Source organism: Nocardia sp. NPDC059764 (genome assembly GCF_042732555.1).
Classification (GTDB): Bacteria; Actinomycetota; Actinomycetes; order Mycobacteriales; family Mycobacteriaceae; genus Nocardia.
Genome location: NZ_JBHWHH010000150.1, coordinates 1 through 17,503 on the forward strand (window position 1 = coordinate 1; position 17,503 = coordinate 17,503).

Genomic DNA, 17,503 nt, shown 5'->3' on the forward strand with positions numbered 1-17,503 from the left:
TGTCCTGGGCTATTTTCTGCGGGCGCGCCCTTTACCCTTCCAAGCGGTGTGTGAGGCGCTCACTAAGGCGGCTAGCAACCGAGCGCTTCAGTGGTTGACGAGGTCCGGCGAGGGCGCCGAACCGTTGCGCGAGTAGCCCAGACGCGGTGGTTCGGCGGCCGGCGCCTCCGGTTGCGGACGCTTGTTCACGAAGAACGCGACGACACCGCCCGCGATCGCGACGAGTGCGGCCACGATGACCTTGTTACGAACGCTCCCCAGCTCCATCCGACCATGCTGGCACAGCAAGACAATTCGTGCACGGACGGGGCCGCCGATCGGTTACTCGACGGTAACGCTCTTGGCCAGGTTGCGCGGCTTGTCCACGTCCCGGCCCAGCGCCATGGCCGTGTGATAGGCCAGCAACTGCAACGGAATCGTGAGGATGATCGGGTCCAGTTCCGGGCACACCGCCGGAACCCGGATCACCGAATCCGCCAGGCCGTCCGGCAGATCGGTGTTGGTGACCGCGATGACCGGGCCGCCACGCGCCTTGATCTGCTCGATGGTGGTGATGTTCTTGGCCAGCAGCTCGTCGCCGGGCACCAGCACGATGGAGGGCATCTCCGGGTCGATCAGCGCCAGCGGCCCGTGCTTGAGTTCGGAACCCTGGTACGCCTCGGCATGGATGTAGGAGATCTCCTTCAGCTTCTGCGCGCCCTCGCGCGCCACCGGCCAGGCGCGGACGCGGCCGATGAAGAACATGCTGCGCGCCTTGGCGAATCGGGACGCGATATCGGCGACCGTCTCCTCCTCGGCCAGCACGGCGTCGATGGCGTCGGGCAGCGCGCGCAGCCCGGACACGATGCGCTCGCCCGCCGCGGCCGACAGGTCCCGCACCCGGCCCAGCAGCAGGCCCAGCATGGCGAAGGACACGGTCATATTGGTGAGCGCCTTGGTCGAGGCCACCGAGACCTCCGGGCCCGCGTGCAGGAACACACCCGCACCGCACTCCCGCGCGATGGCGCTGCCGACCACGTTCACCGCGCCGATGACGCGGCCGCCCTTGCGCTGCAATTCCTGAACGGCGGCAAGGGTATCCAGGGTCTCGCCGGACTGGCTGATCGCCACGTACAGCGCGTCCGGGTCCACCACCGGATTGCGGTAGCGGAACTCCGAGGCGGGCTCGGCGACGGCCGGGATCCGGGCCAGCTCCTCGACCAGCTGCGCGCCCAGCTGACCCGCGTAATAGGCGGAGCCGCAGCCCAGGAACACCACCTTGCTGATGCCGCGCAGCTCGCGCGCGTCCATATTGAGGCCGCCCAGGTGGGCGGTGGCGAAACGCTCGTCGAGGCGGCCGCGCAGCGCCCGGCGGACGGCGTCGGGCTGTTCGGCCATCTCCTTGCGCATGAAGTCGGGGTACCCGCCCAGCGCGTAGTCCTCGGCCGCCATATCGATGGTGGTGGGGATCTTGTCGGTGCGCCGGGCCTCGAGACCCAGTGTGCTGGTGCGGAATTCGTCGGCGCGCACGGTGGCCAGCTCGCCGTCGTCGAGGAACACCACGCGCTGCGTGTGGTGCACCAGGGCGGCCACATCGGAGGCCACGAACATCTCGCCGTCGCCGACGCCGAGCACGATGGGGGAGCCGTTGCGGGCGACCACCAGTTCGTCGGGGCGGCGGGCGTCCAGCACCAGCAGACCGTAGGTGCCCTCGACCCGGCGCATGGCGGTGCGGACCGCGTCCTCCAGGGTCTCGGCGCCTTCCAGCGCGGCGGCCACCAGGTGCGCGATGGCCTCGGTGTCGGTGTCGGAGACGAATTCCACGCCCTCGGCCGTCAGCGCGGCGCGCAGCACCTCGGCGTTCTCGACGATGCCGTTGTGCACGACCGCGATCCGGCCGGAGCCGTCGGTGTGCGGGTGCGCGTTGGCGTCGGACGGTTCGCCGTGGGTGGCCCAGCGGGTGTGGGCGATGCCCACATTGCCGCGCAGCCGGGCGGCCTCGGCGTCGGCCTTGTTGCGCAGGTCCTGGACCCGGCCCTGGGTCTTGGTGACCCGCAGGCGGCCTCGGTGCGGCACGGCCAGGCCCGCGGAGTCGTAGCCCCGGTACTCGAGCCGGTGCAGGCCCTCCAGCAGGACCGGGACGGCCTCACGATGCCCGATATAACCGACGATTCCACACATTGAGCGACGGACTCCTCACCCGTAGACGATGCGACGCAGTTGCCGTTCGGTGAAGTCGGGGGCGGCGACCCGGCGCTGCGCGAGCTCGGCCGCCAGGCGCTGCCAGATCTCGGCGTTGCGGACCTGACGGCTCTGCAATTCGGCATGTCTGCGGCGCACGAACTGCTCGGCGGTCTCGTCGAAGTATCCGACGACATCGGCGACCACACGGGCCGCGACGGCGGGCGGCAGGCCGGTGGAGGCCGCCACATGGCGGACCAGATCGACCGGATCCCCGTCATTCACTCGACCGAACATGCCATGCCGGGACCGTTTCCGCCACTTCTGTGCCCGAATCCGGGCAGGGAATCACATCTCGCGGCGGATTCGGGGGCTTCGCGTGTGCCGCTTCGGCGCGGCCGAGCGCGCTGCACCTATCCTGGCGGCGTGACCTCACCGAATCAGACCGCAGTGGCGACGTTGCACACGAACCACGGCGACATCAAGATCTCGCTCTTCGGTAACCACGCCCCCGCCACCGTCCGCAATTTCGTCGGCCTGGCCGACGGCTCCAAGGCGTACAGCACCAAGAACGCCGCGGGCACCGACTCCGGGCCGTTCTACGACGGCTCGATCTTCCACCGGGTGATCGACGGCTTCATGATCCAGGGCGGGGACCCCACCGGCACCGGCCGCGGCGGCCCCGGCTACGAGTTCAAGGACGAATTCCATCCGGAACTCCGCTTCGATCGCGGCTACCTGCTCGCCATGGCCAATGCCGGGCCCGGCACCAACGGCTCCCAGTTCTTCATCACGGTGGGCGCGCAGCCGCACCTCAACCGCCGCCACACCATCTTCGGCGAGGTCCTGGACCCCGATTCCCGCAAGGTGGTCGACGCCATCGCCACCGTCCCCACCGACCGCGGCGACCGCCCCAAGGACGACGTGGTGATCAACAGCATCACCATCGCCTGAGAAACGGCCCTCGAACGGCCTTCGAAGAGGACTTCCCATGCAGCCCCAGCCGCCCGCCCCGGCCTGCTACCGCCACCCCGACCGGCCCACCGGTCTGGCCTGCACCCGGTGCGGGCGTCCGGCCTGCCCCCAATGCCTGACCGCGGCCGCGGTCGGGCAGCACTGCGTGGAATGCGTCCAGCAGGGCCGCGACGATGTCCGACCGGTCCGCAACGCGGCCGGGACGACGCTGTCGCGGATCTCGCAGCCGTACGTCACCTACACGCTGATCGCCGTCAATGTGATCGTCTTCGCGGTCACCGCGCTGCAGGCGCACAGCCTGATGGACAACCAGCGTTCCCGGCTGTTCTACGACTGGGTGCTGGTGCCGGGCTTCGTCGGCTACGACGGCGGCTGGGCGCGGGTGCTCGGCTCGGGCTTCCTGCACTACGGGCCGATCCACCTGCTGGCCAATATGTTCGCGCTCTACGTGCTGGGCCCGTACTGCGAGGTGGCGCTGGGCCGGGCCCGCTTCGTGGCGGTCTACTTCACGTCCCTGCTGGGCGGTTCGGCCGCGATCACGGCGCTGTCGGGGCCCCTGACCCCCACCGCGGGCGCCTCGGGCGCGATCTTCGGGATCTTCGGCACGGTCGCGGTGATCATGCTGCGCATCCGCCAGAACCTCACCCAGATCGCGGTGCTGCTGGGGATCAACCTGGTGATCACCTTCTCGGTGCCCGGCATCTCGGTGTGGGGGCACCTGGGCGGGCTGCTCGCGGGCACGCTCGCCACCACGGGAATCCTGTATCTGCCGCGCTGGATCGGAATCCGGGACGCCAGTAAGGCGCTCACCGTCGGCTGGGCGGCGGTCGCGGCGGTGGCGCTGGCCGCGGTGCTGGTCACCGTGCTGGCCGCGCCCACCCTCTAACGCGACAGATGCGCGCGCAGCACCTCGAGGACATCCTCGGGGCGCGCGCCCAGATCCCAGCGGCCGAAGATCAGCAGCCGTTCCTCACCGGAGTTGTCCACATCCATCTCCAGCATGGGCATCCGACGGCCCAGCCGCCGGTAGTACACAACCCGGACCCGCAGGATCTGCTCGGGCGTGTAGCGCTGCGGCCCGGTCAGGCCGCGCACCACGATATGCACAGGGGCGCCGGGTTCGACCGCGAGCCGCGGCCGTTGCCGCACGCCCAGGGCGGTCAGGCCGAGCAGTCCCACCGCGGCCACACCGATGAGCAGGCGGCCGGGGCCGTCCGTCGACACGATCGCGGCCATGGCCAGCACCAGGCCGCCGATGCCGCAGGCCACGAGCGCGGCCGGGGGTGTGGACCAGGACAGTCGGGAGTCGGGGCCGGTGGCGGTCACTGTCCCCACTCTTTCCTCGAGTTGTCCACAGGCTCATCCACAGGTGTGCATGAATGACAATGGTGTAAGCCACATTCCCGGGGGAGCGGGCCACCCGTGCGGGGCATTCAGCGCCAGCGCATGGTCATGATCAGACCGACCACCATCAGGCCGAATCCGATCAGGAAGTTCCACGCGCCCAGGTCGCTCATCCAGTGGATCTGCTCGTTGGCCAGGTAGTAGACGAGCAGCCACACCAGACCGGCGAGCATGAAGCCCAGCATGATGGAGACGTACCAGACCGGCGACGGACCAGCCGTCTTCACCCGCACCGGGGTGCGGCTGGCCGGGTTGATCGTGTAATCGGTCTTCTTCCGGACCTTAGACTTCGGCATGACGTCCTCTGCTCCGCCTCTCCGTGACTTCAGCGCACGGCTGAGTGCCGTCGACATTCTCGCATGCGGCCCGGCGGTTGGGTGCCGACGCGATTCTGGGAGTACCCCAGGAGTTACCCCGACCGTTGCGAAACCAGTTGTCACGTCCGCATACGCTCGCGGTGGTATCTCCATACTAGGTATTGCTCGCGACGGGCGAGTCGCCAGCCACTACTCTCGAATCATGCGTGTACTGGTCGTCGACAACTACGACAGCTTCGTGTTCAACCTGGTTCAGTATCTCGGACAGCTGGGTGTGGACGCCGAGGTCTGGCGCAATGACGACCCGCAGCTCGCGGATGCGGACAAGGTTGTGCAGGACTTCGACGGCGTGCTGATCAGCCCCGGGCCCGGCACCCCCGACCGCGCCGGCGCCTCCATCCCGCTGGTGCACGCCGCCGCGAAGCACGCCACCCCGTTGCTCGGCGTGTGCCTGGGACACCAGGCCATCGGAGAAGCCTTCGGCGCCACCGTGACCCGCGCCCCCGAACTGCTGCACGGCAAGACCAGCAGCGTCTTCCACATCGGCGCGGGCGTGCTGACCGGGCTACCGGATCCCTTCACCGCCACCCGCTACCACTCCCTGACCGTCCTCGAGGAAACCATGCCGCCGGAGCTGGAGGTGCTGGGCCGCACCGAATCCGGCATCGTCATGGCCCTGCGGCATCGCGATCTGCCCATCCACGGTGTGCAGTTCCACCCCGAATCCGTGCTCACCCAGGGCGGGCACCGCATGCTCGCCAACTGGCTGGGCGTGTGCGGCGAGCGGCCGGCGGAGGGGCTGGTGCAGACCTTGGAGGCGGAGGTCGCGGCCCTGGCATGAGCGGTCAGGGGCCGGGGGCGTCGCTCCTCCTCTCAGCGCTTGCCTGCGTAACCACGCAGGCCCCCCGCTCGTGCCACATGGAGACAGCCTCATGAACGGCGACGCGGCGTGAGGCCGCGGGTCATGCTGTCGGTGGCCGTCAGCATCGACGGCTACATCGACGACGCGAGCCCGGACCGCCTGTTGCTGTCCAACGCCGCCGATTTCGATCGGGTCGACGCCCTGCGCGCCGAATCCGACGCCATCCTGATCGGCGCGGAGACCCTGCGCCGCGACAATCCCCGGCTGCTCGTGAACAGTTCGGACCGCCGCCTGCAGCGGGTCGCCGCGGGCAAACGCGACTATCCGGTCCGGGTGATCGTCACCGCGCGCGGCGAGCTCGACCCGGAACTGCGGTTCTGGCAGAGCGGCGGCGAAAGACTGGTCTACACCACCGATTCCGGGGCCGCCCGCCTCGGCGACCGGCTCGCCGGTCTGGCCGAGGTGGTATCTCTGGGCGCGGCGATCGATTTCGCGGCCCTTCTCGATGACCTGGGTAAACGTGGTGTCGAGGGCCTGATGGTCGAGGGCGGCGGATCCATCCACACCGCCTTCCTGTCCGCCGGATTGGTCGACGAGATCTGGATGGCCGTGGCGCCCTTGGTGGTCGGCGATCCGGCCGCCCCGCGCTTCCTCGGACCCGCCGCCTTCCCGGGCGGGACCGGTCACCGCATGCAGCTGGCCGATGTGGCCCGGATCGGGGATATCGCCCTGCTGCACTACCTGCCGAAGGAGGATTCCGATGTCGGATGAGGCACGGCTGGATCGCGGCTGGATGCGGCACGCCATCGGCCTGGCGCGGTTGTGCCCGCACAGCGACACCGCGTTCGCGGTGGGCGCGGTGATCGTGGGCGCGGACGGCGTGGAGATCGAGCACGGGTGGTCGCGGGACACCGACGACAAGGTGCACGCCGAGGAGTCGGCGCTGAACAAGCTGGCCGCGGACGATCCGCGGCTGCGGCACGCCACCCTGTACAGCACCCTCGAGCCGTGTTCGCAGCGCGCGAGCCAGGATCGGCTGCCCTGCACGGATCGGATTCTGCGGGCCGGGATCCGGCGCGTGGTGATCGCCTGGCGGGAACCCGGCACCTTCGTGGACAACTGCGTCGGGGTGGAGCGGCTGCGCGAGCACGGCGTCGAGGTGGTCGAGCTGCCCGATCTGGCCGAGGAGGCCATGTCGATGAACCGGCATCTGCGGCTGTAGGTTTCGCCCGCGCGAGGTTTCACATGAAACAAGACAAGGGTTCGCGGATCGTCCGCGAACCCCTGTTCTCACAATGGAATCCGAATCACGGCGGGCCGAGCGACAGCACCCCGGTCGTGATGGTCACCGTCTGGGACTTGCCCAGCGACGAGCCCGCGGTCGGCTGCTGGGCCAGGATCCGCCCGACCTCGCCCGCGTTCAGCGTGCTCATGGTGTTCTGGCTGACCTGCCCGTTCCAGCCGCTCTTGCGCAGCATGTCCACGGCCTGCGCCGGGGTGAGGCCGCGCAGGTCGGGCATGGTGATCTGCTCGCCGCTCGACACCTGCACGGTCACCGTGGAGCCCTTGTCGGCCTGGGTGCCCGCGGACGGGTTGGTGGCGATGACCGTGCCCTTGGGCTGGTTGTTCGGCACCTCCTGGACCACGACCTTGAACAGCGCGGTGTCGCCCAGCGTGGACTGCGCGACCTCGATCGACTGCCCGACCACATTGGGGACGACCACCTTGTCCGGACCCGAACCGAGGGTGATGGTGACCTGTCCGTCGGAGTCGACCTTCTGGCCGGCGTCCGGGGTCGACGAGACGACCTTGTCCTTGTCGTCGGCGCTGGAGGCCTCCCGCTTCACGTCGGGATTCATCCGCAGCCCTTGCGAATTCAGGGTCTGCTCGGCCTGCTGCCGGGTGAGCCCGGCCAGCTTCGGCACCGTCACCTGCTGCGGTCCCGCGGACACCTGCAGGGTGATGGTGCTGCCCTTGCCGACCCGCGATCCGCCCAGCGGCTGGGTGGCGATGACATTGTTCAATGCCACCTTCGGGTCGTTCTTCTGCTGGATGGCGACCGTGAAACCGGCCTTCTCCAGATCGCGTTGCGCCAGTTGGTAGTTCTGGTTGGCGACGTCGGGCACGGTGACCTGATCGGCCCGTGACCCCGGGCCGACCAGCATCCACAGCAGGATGCCGACCACCGCGACCGCGGCCACCCCGAGGATGCCGATGAGCGCGGTGCGCCGACGCGGGTTGGCGTCGACGATCTCCTGTTCGGTGGTGTCGTCGCGGCGTTCGACGGTGCGGTAGCTGCGCGGCGGCGGCAGGTCGTCGTCGAGGAACCCGGTGCGGTCCTCGTCGGTCATGACCATGGGGGCGGTGGGCTTCTGCCCGCCCAGCACCCGGATCAGGTCGGCGCGCATCTCGGCCGCGGTCTGATACCGGTTGGCCGGGTTCTTGCTCATCGCCTTGAGGATCACCGAGTCCAGCTCGCGCGGCACCCCGGGATGCACCTGCGACGGCAGCCGCGGATCCTCCCGGACGTGCTGGTAGGCGACCGCGACCGGGGAATCGCCGGTGAAAGGCGGTTCGCCGGTGAGGATCTCGTAGAGCACGCAGCCCACCGAGTACACGTCCGACCGCGCGTCCACCTGTTCGCCGCGGGCCTGCTCAGGGGAGAGGTACTGGGCGGTGCCGATGACGGCGGCCGTCTGGGTCATGGGGTTGGAGCTGTCGGCGATGGCGCGGGCGATGCCGAAGTCCATCACCTTCACCGCGCCGGCCCGGTTGATCATGATGTTGGCGGGCTTCATGTCCCGGTGCACGATGCCGTTGCGATGCGAGAAGTCCAGCGCCGCGCACACGTCGGCGATGACCTCCATCGCGCGCCGCGGCGGCAGCGGTCCCTTGCCGCGCACGATGTCGCGCAGGGTGTCGCCGTCGACGTACTCCATCACGATGTAGGGCAGCGGCCCGCCGTCGATCTCGGCCTCGCCGGTGTCGTACACCGCGACGATGGCCGGATGGTTGAGGGCGGCCGCGTTCTGCGCCTCACGCTTGAAGCGCAGGTAGAACGTGGGGTCGCGGGCCAGGTCGGCGCGCAGCACCTTGATCGCCACATCCCGGCCCAGCCGCAGATCCCGGGCCTTGTGGACCTCGGACATGCCACCGAACCCGATGATCTCGCCCAGCTCGTAGCGGGAGGAGAGGTTCTTCGGGGTCGTCATGGCAATCCTTGCTGCGCGACTGAGGATGAATTGGGGTCCTGTGCGTACACCGGACTGCGGTTACTGCCGGGACTCACCGCTCCGCCGGAATTCACGCCGCCGGAATTCGCGCCGGGAGTCACTGGCAATGATGGTAGGTCGCCCCCGCCCTGGCCCGGCCACGGCCACCGGTCGGGCTTGGTGGTCGTGGGTTTCGCCGGGGTGGTGGTGACCGGCGGGGTGGTCTTGGGCGGCGTCGTCGTGGTGACCGGCGGCGGGGTGGTGGTCGGCTCGACCGTGGTGGTCGGCGGCGGCTCGACGGTGGTCACCACCGGCGGCGGCACCGGCCGTTCCCGGGTGGTGGTGGTCGGCGGGGCCGTGGTGGTGGTCGGGGTGATCACCGGTGGCGCGACCACCGCGCTGGTGCGGGCGGGCGGCGTGGTCTCGTGCGAGGAGCTGCTCATCAGGATGATGGCGGCGGCCGCGCCGAGGATCAGCGCACCCACTCCCAGTCCGGCGACGACCTTCTGGCCGTTGGTGAATCGACCCGAGCCGGCGCCCTCCACGCCGGGGACCGTCATCGGACCGACCGGGGTGCGGGGTCCGGACATGACGGTGGTCTGGGCGGCGGGCGGTTCCATGGGCCCGCGCATCGGCTGTTGCGTCGGCGGGGCGTAGCGGGCGGTGGCCTGGTCGGCCCGCGCGCCCGGGATGATCATGGTCGGTCCGGGCGGCAGCACCCGGGTGGCGCCGGTCATGGCCGCGGACGGCAGCCCGCCGGGCGGCGTGGGCCGGCGGCCCGAACGCACCGCGGACACCGCGTCGGCGAACTCGCCGCCATTGGCGTAGCGCTGGCCCGGTTCCTTGGCCATGGTGATCTCGATGAGCTCCCGCACGTTCGGCGGCAGGTCGGCGGGCAGCGGCGGCGGGGCCTCCCGCACATGCTTCATGGCGACGGTCAGCGCGCCGTCGCCGGTGAACGGCCGCGCGCCCGCGAGCGCCTCGTAGCCGACCACGCCCAGCGAGTACACGTCCGAGGCGGCGGTGGCGTCCTCACCGGTGGCCTGTTCCGGCGCGATGTACTGGGCGGTGCCCATCACCATGCCGGTCTTGGTGACCGGGGAGGCGTCGACGGCCTTGGCGATGCCGAAGTCGGTGATCTTCACCTGACCGGTCGGCGTCACGAGGATGTTGCCGGGCTTCACGTCCCGGTGCACGACACCCGCGAGGTGCGCCACCTGCAGCGCCCGCCCGGTCTGCTCGAGCATGTCGAGGCCCTGGGCCACCGAGAGCCGGTTCAGCCGGGACAGCACCGCGTTGAGCGGCTCGCCCTGCACGAATTCCATGACCAGATAGGCGATCTCGCCGCCGGACGGATCCTGCGTCTCGCCGTAGTCGTAAATGCTCGCGATGCCCGGGTGATTCAGCTGCGCGGTGGTCCGCGCCTCGGTACGGAAGCGCTGCCGGAAGGTGGGGTCGGTGGAGAACTCCGCCTTGAGCACCTTCACTGCGACCCGGCGGTCCAGCCGGGTGTCCAGAGCTTCCCAGACCTGGCCCATGCCGCCGGTGGCGATCAGCCGCTGCAGCCGGTACCGGTCCGCGATCAACGCACCGTTGTTCAGCATTCGTGACCCTGTCTACCTTGCACTCTCATGTCTCTCAGCCCCCCAGCCCGGCGTCCAGCACGGCCCGCGCGATCGGTGCGGCCACCGAGCCGCCGGTCGCGGCCAGGGCCCGGTCGCCGCCGTTCTCGACGATCACCGCGATGGCGATCTTCGGGTTCTGCGCCGGTGCGAACGCCATGTACCAGGCGTGCGGCGGGGTGTTGCGCGGATCCGAGCCGTGCTCGGCCGTTCCGGTCTTCGACGCGATCTGATACGGGCGCGGCTGCGTCCCTCCCTGCGTGTTCTTCTCCGACTCGATCATCAGATTGGTGATCTGGGTGGCCACCTGCGGGGTGACCGCCTGGCCCACCGAGGTCGGCTTGGTGGTGCTCAGGGTGCTGAGGTCCGGCGCCTGCAACTGGTCGACCAGGTAGGGCTTCATCCGCACGCCGCCGTTGGCGATGGTGGCCGCGATGACCACGTTGTCCAAGGGGGTCAGGGCCACATCGCGCTGTCCGATGCTGCTCTGGCCCAGCGCCGCGTTGTCGGGAATGTCGCCCACGGTGCTGTCGGTCCACGGGATCGGGATGCTGTTGTGCAGATCCTTGCCGATCCCGAACGCGCTCGCCTCGTCCTTGAGTTTCGCGGTCCCCACCTTGATACCGAGTTCCACGAAAGCCGTGTTACACGAGTACTTGAAAGCCTCTGTCAGCGAAGCGGTTTGGCTGTCGCCGGGACCGCAGTGGCTGCCGTTGTAGTTCTCCAGCGTGGTCTGGGTGCCGGGCAGGGTGATCCGCGGCGCGGCGGTGAACTGGTCCTCCGGCTTCGCGATGCCGTTGGACAGCGCGGCCGCGGTGACCACCACCTTGAACGTCGAACCCGGCGGGTAGGTGGTGGACACGGCGCGATTGATCAGCGGCTTGCCGGTGTCCTTGTCCAGCTGCTTGTAGGTGTCCTCGACCCGGCCGGCGTCGTGCCCGGCGAGGGTGTTCGGGTCGTAGGACGGCGTGGACACCATGGTCAGGATGCGCCCGGTGCTCGGCTCGATCGCCACCACCGAACCGGTCAGCTTCTTCGCGGTCAGCTGCTCGTAGGCGACCTTCTGCATGAGCGGGTTGATCGTGGTCACCACATTGCCGCCGCGCGGATCCCGGCCCGAGATGAGGTCGATGAGCCGCCGTCCGAACAGCTGGTTGTCCGAACCGTTGAGCACCGAGTCCTCGGTGTGCTCGAGTCCGTTGTTGCCGTTCTGCAGCGAGTAGAAGCCGGTCACCGGCGCGTAGGCCATCGGATCGGTCGGATAGGTGCGCAGGTACTTGTAGCGGTCGTCGGTGGCGACCGAACTCGCGAGCACCGTTCCGGCCGCGGAGATCTGGCCGCGCTGGCGGGCGTACTCGTCGAGCAGCACCCGATCGTTGCGCGGATCATTGCGCAGGCTGTCGGCCTTGCCGATCGGGCCGATCTGGACCTGCACGTAGGTGGCGTTGATCAGCAGCGCGACGATCATCGCCATCACCGCCAGCGCCACCCGGCGCAGAGGCGTGTTCACCCGGCACCCCCCTCGACCTTGCGAACCGGCGGGTTCACCCGGGCTGTATCCGATTCGACCTTGCGCAGCATCTGTGTCGACGCGTCCGCGATCGGCTCGGCCCGCTTGCGGGCGGGCGCCGGGCGGCGGGCGGCGTCGGAAATCTTGATCAGCACTCCCAGCAGGACGTAGTTCGCCAGCAGCGACGAACCGCCGTACGACATGAACGGGGTGGTCAACCCGGTCAGCGGAATCAGCTTGGTGACTCCGCCGACCACGACGAACACCTGGATGGCAATGGTGAAGGCCAGCCCCGACGCGAGCAACTTGCCGAAGCTGTCGCGGATGGCCAGCGCGGTGCGGATGCCGCGCACCGACAGGATGCAGAACAGCATGAGGATCACCGCCAGGCCGATCAGGCCGAGCTCCTCACCGATGGCGGCGATGATGAAGTCGGTCTTCGCGAACGGCACCTTCGACGGATTCCCGCTGCCCAGACCGGTTCCCGCGAGACCGCCGGTGGCCAGGCCGAACATCGACTGCGAGATCTGGTAGCCGGTGCTGGAGTAGTCGTCGAACGGGTGCAGCCAGGTCGAGACCCGGACCCGCACATGCCCGAACGCGTTGTAGGCGAACACGAATCCGATGGTCAGCAGCACCAGCCCGACCGCCACCCAGCCCACTCGCTCGGTCGCGATGTAGAGCATGCACAGCACGGTCGCGAAGATCAGCAGCGAGGTGCCCAGATCCTTCTCGACCACCAGCACGCCCACCGAGACCACCCACACCAGCAGGATCGGTCCCATGTCGCGCATGCGCGGCAACTCCATGCCGAACACGTGCTTGCCCGCGCCGGTGAACAGGTCGCGCTTGGACACCAGCACCCCGGCGAAGAACACGATCAGCGCGATCTTGGCGAACTCGCCGGGCTGAACGCTGAAGCCGGGCAGCCGGATCCAGATCTTCGCGCCGTTCACCATGGAGTACCGGTCCGGCAGCAGCGCGGGCAGCGCGAGCGCGACCAACCCGAGCAGGCCCACCGTGTAGGAGTAGCGGGCCAGGCTGCGGTAGTCGCGCAGCGCGATCAACAACCCCATGAAGACCACCATCCCCAACCCCGTCCACAGCACCTGCTGGTTGGCGTCGGGGGAGGGGATGGGCAGGTTGGCGAAGGCGGCGTCTTGGGCCTGCGCTAGGTCCACGCGGTGAATCACGACCAGGCCCAACCCGTTCAGCAGCGCCGCGATCGGTAGTAGGAGCGGATCCGCGAACGCCGCGAACCGCCGCACCGCCAGATGCGCGACGCCGAACAGGGCCAGGTACGCGGCACCGAGCTTGGCGATCTCCCAGGTGATCGCCTGCTCCTGACTGGCCTCCACCAACACCAGGGACACGGTGGTGATGAGGGCCGCCAGCCCCAACAGCAGCAACTCGACATTGCGCCGGGTGGCGGGCGGCGGCGCAGGAGCGAATCCGCCGGGTGGACTGGGGAAGGCCCCAGTGAACGGCGGTGCCGGTGCGGACATCAGTCCGCCGTCCTGCAGTTCTGCCCCGGGTTCTGCGGTGCCGTGGTGGTGGGAACGGTGGTGGCCGGCGGGTTCGGCTGCTCGGACTTGTGCTCCAGCGGGTGGTTCTCGCCGGTCCGTTCACCGCCGCTGAGGCCGCCGGGGACGGCGGTCGGTGCGGCGGGGGTGGGGGTGACCGAGGCGCCCGGCTGGTTCGGGTCGGCGGGCGGGGCCGGAGTCGTGGTCGGGGTGCTGGGCGCCTGCGCCTTGGTCTCGCAGGGCGGCAGCAGCTCGGTCGACACCAGCATGCGGATCTGCTTGATGGCGTCGTCGCGCGAGCCCGGCGGCAGGCCCTTGTCGACCGAATCCCGGCCGCTGGGGCGCAGCGCCTCACGGGTCAGCGGGACACAACCGGCGGGGAACTTGTCGCCGGGCGCGGCCAGCGTCAATTCACCGGCGCGCGTGACACATCCGACCTGATCCACATCGCGGATCGAGTAGCCGAGCACCGAACCGGGCAGGCCGCGCAGTACGACCACCTTCTCGCCGTCCACGCCGACGTAGTAGTTGCTGCGAATCATGTTGTAGCCCACGGTGAGACCCGCGCCGACGGCCACCAGCAGGGCCAGCGACAGCGCCAGCCAGCGCAGCTTGTGGCTCTTCTTGGGTGGTTCGGGTTCGGGCTGCGCCACCGTGCGGCGCGGGGTGGCCCGCGGCGGGCGCATGGCGGCGGCCCGGCCGGCGGCAGTGTTCGGCGGGGGAGTGTCCTCGTCCTCGCCGGACGCCGCGCCCGCCACGATGGGGTGGCTCTGGCCGTAGTCCAGGTCGATGACGTCGGCGACCACCACGGTCACGTTGTCGGGACCGCCACTGCGCAAGGCCAATTCGATGAGCCGGTCGGCCGCCTCGTCGGTGGTGCCCTCGCGCAGGGTGTTGGCGATGGTCTCGTCGCTGACCACGTCGGACAGGCCGTCCGAGCACAGCAGGTAGCGGTCTCCGGCCCGGGCCTCGCGCACCACCAGGGTGGGGTCGATCTCGTTGCCGGTGAGCGCCCGCATGATCAGCGAGCGCTGCGGATGGGTGTGGGCCTGTTCCGGGGTGATTCGTCCCTCGTCGACCAGCGACTGCACGAAGGTGTCGTCACGGGTGATCTGGGCCAGTTCACCGCCTCGGAGCAGATAGGCGCGGGAGTCGCCGATGTGGGCGAGGCCGAGTTTGCGGCCGGCGAACAGGATGGCGGTGAGCGTGGTGCCCATGCCGTCGAGTTCCGGCTCCTCCTCGACCTGGTCGGCGATGGACGCATTGCCTTCGTGCACGGCACGATTGAGCTTGCCGAGCAGGTCGTCGCCGGGCTCGTCGTCGTCCAGATGCGCCAGGGCGGCGATCATCAGTTGCGAGGCGACCTCACCGGCGGCGTGGCCGCCCATGCCGTCCGCCAGCGCGAGCAGTCGCGCACCGGCGTAGACGGAGTCCTCGTTATTGGCTCGGACGAGACCACGGTCGCTGCGCGCTGCGTAGCGGAGAACAAGTGTCACGATCGCAGCTCGATCACTGTCTTGCCGACACGGACAGGGGTGCCGAGTGGAACTCGGACCGGAGTGGTGACCTTCGACCGGTCGAGGTAGGTCCCGTTGGTGGAACCGAGATCCTCGACGTACCAATCCTCACCGCGCGGAGACAGTCGCGCGTGGCGGGTGGAGGCGTAGTCGTCGGTGAGGACCAGTGTGGAGTCGTCCGCGCGCCCGATCAGCACCGGCTGCTGGCCGAGTGAGATGCGGGTGCCGGCGAGAGAACCCTGAGTCACCACGAGATATTTGGCGCCCTTCTGGCCCCGGCGAAAAGATGGGAGCACCGCGGAACCGCCTGCGGCCCGAGGCGCGACCCGAAGGCCGGAAGCCGCGTAGATATCGCTGCGCAGGGTCCGGAGCACCGCCCACACGAACAGCCACAACAGCAGCAGGAACCCCGCACGGGTCAATTGCAGGATCAGTCCCTGCACGGTGCTCCACCTCCTGTTCGACCATGTCGTAGGTACGGGGCAGTTACGGAGGTATGGCTCCGTGACCCCCAACCGGTGTGTTGCGTGTCAGCGCGGCCAGAGTCCGCCGCGAGTAATGGCAGCATCATAGGGCCGTCGACCGGTTGCGATCACGATACGACCGAGGAATTCCTAGTCATATCGTGACCTGCACCGCGAGCTTACGGGATCAGACGATCCGGATCAGGATCTCGGAATGCCCGGCGCGGATGACATCCCCGTCGGCCAGCTGCCAATCCTGGACAGGAGACCCGTTGACCAGCGTGCCATTGGTCGAACCGAGGTCCGAGAGCATCGCGGTCTGACCGTCCCAGCGGACCTCGATGTGCCGCCGGGAAACTCCGGTGTCCGGCAGCCGGAAGTGCGCGTCCTGCCCACGACCGATGATGTTGCTGCCCTCGCGCAGCTGATAGGTGCGGCCGGAGCCGTCGTCCAGCTGCAGCGTCGCCGAGTAGCCCGAGGCCCCCCGCGCGGGAGCCGCGCCGTAACCCGCCTGCTGCTGGTCATAGCCCTGCTGACCGTAGCCCTGCTGGTCGCCGTAACCCTGCTCGTAGCCCTGCTGCTGCCCGTAGCCCTGGTCGGCGTAACCCTGCTGCTGGCCGCCGTAGCCCTGGTCGGCGTACCCGCCCTGCTGCTGGCCGCCGTAGCCGCCGCCCTGCTCGTAGCCCTGCTGGCCGTAGCCCTGCTGCTGCCCGTAGCCCGGGTCGGCGTAACCCTGCTGCTGGCCGTAGCCCTGCTGGTCGCCGTAGCCCTGCTCGTAGCCCTGCTGCTGGCCGTAGCCCTGCTGGTCGGCATAGCCCTGCTGCTGACCGTAGGCCTGATCGGGCGCGCCGTACCCGCCCTGCTGGCCGTAGCCCTGCTCGGCGTAGCCACCCTGCTGCTGGGCGCCGTAGCCGCCGCCCTGCTGCTGGTAGTCGTAGCCGTTCTGGTACTCGCCGTAGCCCTGCTCGGACTGGCCGTAGCCGTACTCGCCGTACCCCTGCTGACCGGGGCGGCCCGCAGGCGGGGGCGCGTACCCGCGGTTCCGCGGATCGGACTCCGCGGGCTCACGGCTGGGGTCGTAGCCTGAGTTCTGCGTCATGGGGCCAGCTCCTGGTTGCGGGTTGGGTCGTTGTGGGCGTTCAGGTCCCGGTGACGGGCTGGCCCGCCTGCCCGCGTCCGGATCCACCCGGCCGCGCGTCCTGAACTGTCCGGTGTGCAGCGTAGGGGATGCCTCGAACTCCACGTGCACTTCGCCGTAGGTCTGCCACCCTTGCTCACGGATGTGGTCCTGCAGATGTTTGGCGAACGCACGCACGGTGAGCTGGTAATCCTCCGTGGCGACCTGCTGATCCGGCTGGCCTTCACCGTGCACGAGTTGCCGGAGATCGGACTCGTTGACGGTGATGACGTAGCTGTTGGGAGCCAGCAGATGTCCCCCGCCCAGATCCTGGACATGGTCGCCGGCCTCACGCTGCAGTGCGGCCTCGACCTCCTGGGGAACCACACTGCCGCCGAACGCCCGGGCGAAGACATCACCGACAGCCCCCTGGAGGCGGCGCTCGAAGCGGGAAACGAACCCCATCGCCCCTCCTTCCCGGGTCGTGTCGTTTCTGACCTGCCAATAGTCGTGCGTGGAGCGTCCCGGAATGCAACACGCAGGCATGGCGTGTCGCCGGAGGGACACGGTCTTTGCATGATATCCACGATCGTCCACACCTGTAACTCTTGGCGGCGAGCCCAGGTTCCCGGGGCGTACCCACTGCGCCGCGAAGCATGCGCACCCCCGATAACCAGGCGATTTCGTTTTGGCGCAAACCCCGTGATACGTTCTTCTCGTCGCTCGGGCGAGTGGCGGAATGGCAGACGCGCTGGCTTCAGGTGCCAGTGTCCGTAAGGACGTGGGGGTTCAAGTCCCCCTTCGCCCACCACGAGGAAGG

Annotated in this window: 17 protein-coding genes and 1 tRNA gene; 6 read left to right on the forward strand and 12 right to left on the reverse strand. The window is 69.1% G+C overall.

The features are described 5' to 3' along the window. Positions 1-87: 87 nt before the first annotated feature. From ACFV4K_RS26890 to ACFV4K_RS26900, 3 genes are read right to left on the reverse strand one after another with little or no spacing between them, the layout of a single operon-like run. Positions 88-267 carry a hypothetical protein gene (locus ACFV4K_RS26890; RefSeq protein WP_357274929.1) on the reverse strand — a complete coding sequence of 60 codons (180 nt, stop codon included), beginning with the start codon at positions 265-267 and terminating at the stop codon, positions 88-90. Between the two features lie 54 nt (positions 268-321). Further along, complete coding sequence (gene glmS / locus ACFV4K_RS26895; RefSeq protein ID WP_379278635.1) at positions 322-2,160, reverse strand: glutamine--fructose-6-phosphate transaminase (isomerizing); 1,839 nt, start codon at positions 2,158-2,160, stop codon at positions 322-324. A 15-nt stretch (positions 2,161-2,175) separates the two neighbouring features. Beyond that, entirely contained in the window at positions 2,176-2,445 is a 270-nt protein-coding gene (locus tag ACFV4K_RS26900) for a hypothetical protein (RefSeq protein WP_246598244.1), read from the reverse strand. A gap of 141 nt (positions 2,446-2,586) precedes the next feature. On the opposite strand from ACFV4K_RS26900, the gene ACFV4K_RS26905 reads away from it, so the two are divergent. Together ACFV4K_RS26905 and ACFV4K_RS26910 are read left to right on the forward strand one after the other, a co-directional pair. Next, positions 2,587-3,114: a peptidylprolyl isomerase gene (locus ACFV4K_RS26905; RefSeq protein WP_379278636.1), complete on the forward strand. Its 528-nt coding sequence runs from the start codon at positions 2,587-2,589 to the stop codon at positions 3,112-3,114. A gap of 37 nt (positions 3,115-3,151) precedes the next feature. Next, positions 3,152-4,021: a rhomboid family intramembrane serine protease gene (locus ACFV4K_RS26910; RefSeq protein WP_379278637.1), complete on the forward strand. Its 870-nt coding sequence runs from the start codon at positions 3,152-3,154 to the stop codon at positions 4,019-4,021. Here the strand turns inward: ACFV4K_RS26910 and ACFV4K_RS26915 are convergent. Both ACFV4K_RS26915 and crgA read right to left on the reverse strand, forming a co-directional pair. Beyond that, the gene (locus ACFV4K_RS26915; RefSeq protein WP_379278639.1) at positions 4,018-4,461 is read right to left on the reverse strand and encodes a PH domain-containing protein; all 444 of its coding nucleotides are present in this window, start codon (positions 4,459-4,461) and stop codon (positions 4,018-4,020) included. The two genes, ACFV4K_RS26910 and ACFV4K_RS26915, sit on opposite strands and share 4 nt — an antisense overlap. Positions 4,462-4,568: 107 nt before the next feature. Continuing rightward, entirely contained in the window at positions 4,569-4,835 is a 267-nt protein-coding gene (gene crgA / locus ACFV4K_RS26920; protein ID WP_357088463.1) for a cell division protein CrgA, read from the reverse strand. 223 nt (positions 4,836-5,058) lie between these two features. Between crgA and ACFV4K_RS26925 the strand changes: the two genes are divergently transcribed. The 3 genes from ACFV4K_RS26925 to ACFV4K_RS26935 all read left to right on the forward strand — a co-directional run bounded on the left by ACFV4K_RS26925 (position 5,059) and on the right by ACFV4K_RS26935 (position 6,940). Beyond that, on the forward strand, positions 5,059-5,697 hold the full coding sequence (locus ACFV4K_RS26925; protein ID WP_379278641.1) for an aminodeoxychorismate/anthranilate synthase component II: 639 nt from the start codon (positions 5,059-5,061) through the stop codon (positions 5,695-5,697). A gap of 108 nt (positions 5,698-5,805) precedes the next feature. Continuing rightward, entirely contained in the window at positions 5,806-6,489 is a 684-nt protein-coding gene (locus ACFV4K_RS26930; RefSeq protein WP_379278642.1) for a RibD family protein, read from the forward strand. After that, entirely contained in the window at positions 6,479-6,940 is a 462-nt protein-coding gene (locus tag ACFV4K_RS26935; RefSeq protein ID WP_379278644.1) for a dCMP deaminase, read from the forward strand. Before ACFV4K_RS26930 ends, ACFV4K_RS26935 begins: the two co-directional genes overlap by 11 nt. Before the next feature lie 85 nt (positions 6,941-7,025). Here ACFV4K_RS26935 and pknB read toward each other — a convergent pair whose 3' ends face one another. The 7 genes from pknB to ACFV4K_RS26970 all read right to left on the reverse strand — a co-directional run bounded on the left by pknB (position 7,026) and on the right by ACFV4K_RS26970 (position 17,148). Continuing rightward, positions 7,026-8,930, reverse strand: coding sequence for a Stk1 family PASTA domain-containing Ser/Thr kinase (pknB, locus tag ACFV4K_RS26940; RefSeq protein ID WP_379278645.1), 1,905 nt, complete (start codon positions 8,928-8,930; stop codon positions 7,026-7,028). Next, the gene (locus ACFV4K_RS26945; protein ID WP_379278646.1) at positions 8,927-10,534 is read right to left on the reverse strand and encodes a protein kinase; all 1,608 of its coding nucleotides are present in this window, start codon (positions 10,532-10,534) and stop codon (positions 8,927-8,929) included. Before ACFV4K_RS26945 ends, pknB begins: the two co-directional genes overlap by 4 nt. A gap of 34 nt (positions 10,535-10,568) precedes the next feature. Next, positions 10,569-12,062, reverse strand: a complete 1,494-nt coding sequence (locus ACFV4K_RS26950; protein ID WP_379278648.1) for a peptidoglycan D,D-transpeptidase FtsI family protein — start codon at positions 12,060-12,062, stop codon at positions 10,569-10,571. Continuing rightward, on the reverse strand, positions 12,059-13,567 hold the full coding sequence (locus ACFV4K_RS26955; RefSeq protein WP_379278650.1) for an FtsW/RodA/SpoVE family cell cycle protein: 1,509 nt from the start codon (positions 13,565-13,567) through the stop codon (positions 12,059-12,061). The genes ACFV4K_RS26950 and ACFV4K_RS26955 overlap by 4 nt, the downstream gene beginning before the upstream one ends. Further along, positions 13,567-15,081 carry a PP2C family protein-serine/threonine phosphatase gene (locus tag ACFV4K_RS26960; protein WP_379278651.1) on the reverse strand — a complete coding sequence of 505 codons (1,515 nt, stop codon included), beginning with the start codon at positions 15,079-15,081 and terminating at the stop codon, positions 13,567-13,569. The genes ACFV4K_RS26955 and ACFV4K_RS26960 overlap by 1 nt, the downstream gene beginning before the upstream one ends. Beyond that, on the reverse strand, positions 15,078-15,545 hold the full coding sequence (locus tag ACFV4K_RS26965; RefSeq protein ID WP_213558686.1) for an FHA domain-containing protein: 468 nt from the start codon (positions 15,543-15,545) through the stop codon (positions 15,078-15,080). Before ACFV4K_RS26965 ends, ACFV4K_RS26960 begins: the two co-directional genes overlap by 4 nt. A 208-nt stretch (positions 15,546-15,753) precedes the next feature. Next, positions 15,754-17,148, reverse strand: coding sequence for an FhaA domain-containing protein (locus tag ACFV4K_RS26970; RefSeq protein ID WP_379278653.1), 1,395 nt, complete (start codon positions 17,146-17,148; stop codon positions 15,754-15,756). 260 nt (positions 17,149-17,408) lie between these two features. Here ACFV4K_RS26970 and ACFV4K_RS26975 point away from each other — a divergent pair. Then, positions 17,409-17,494: transfer RNA gene (locus ACFV4K_RS26975), tRNA-Leu, on the forward strand. Positions 17,495-17,503: the final 9 nt, after the last annotated feature.

Bases quoted from the DNA above. Each gene is read 5' to 3' on its own strand.
- crgA (WP_357088463.1), bottom strand. From the start codon at position 4,835: ATGCCGAAGTCTAAGGTCCGGAAGAAGACCGATTACACGATCAACCCG.
- ACFV4K_RS26955 (WP_379278650.1), bottom strand. From the start codon at position 13,567: ATGTCCGCACCGGCACCGCCGTTCACTGGGGCCTTCCCCAGTCCACCC.
- ACFV4K_RS26925 (WP_379278641.1), top strand. From the start codon at position 5,059: ATGCGTGTACTGGTCGTCGACAACTACGACAGCTTCGTGTTCAACCTG.
- ACFV4K_RS26910 (WP_379278637.1), top strand. From the start codon at position 3,152: ATGCAGCCCCAGCCGCCCGCCCCGGCCTGCTACCGCCACCCCGACCGG.
- ACFV4K_RS26970 (WP_379278653.1), bottom strand. From the start codon at position 17,148: ATGGGGTTCGTTTCCCGCTTCGAGCGCCGCCTCCAGGGGGCTGTCGGT.
- glmS (WP_379278635.1), bottom strand. From the start codon at position 2,160: ATGTGTGGAATCGTCGGTTATATCGGGCATCGTGAGGCCGTCCCGGTC.
- ACFV4K_RS26890 (WP_357274929.1), bottom strand. From the start codon at position 267: ATGGAGCTGGGGAGCGTTCGTAACAAGGTCATCGTGGCCGCACTCGTC.
- ACFV4K_RS26935 (WP_379278644.1), top strand. From the start codon at position 6,479: ATGTCGGATGAGGCACGGCTGGATCGCGGCTGGATGCGGCACGCCATC.
- pknB (WP_379278645.1), bottom strand. From the start codon at position 8,930: ATGACGACCCCGAAGAACCTCTCCTCCCGCTACGAGCTGGGCGAGATC.
- ACFV4K_RS26945 (WP_379278646.1), bottom strand. From the start codon at position 10,534: ATGCTGAACAACGGTGCGTTGATCGCGGACCGGTACCGGCTGCAGCGG.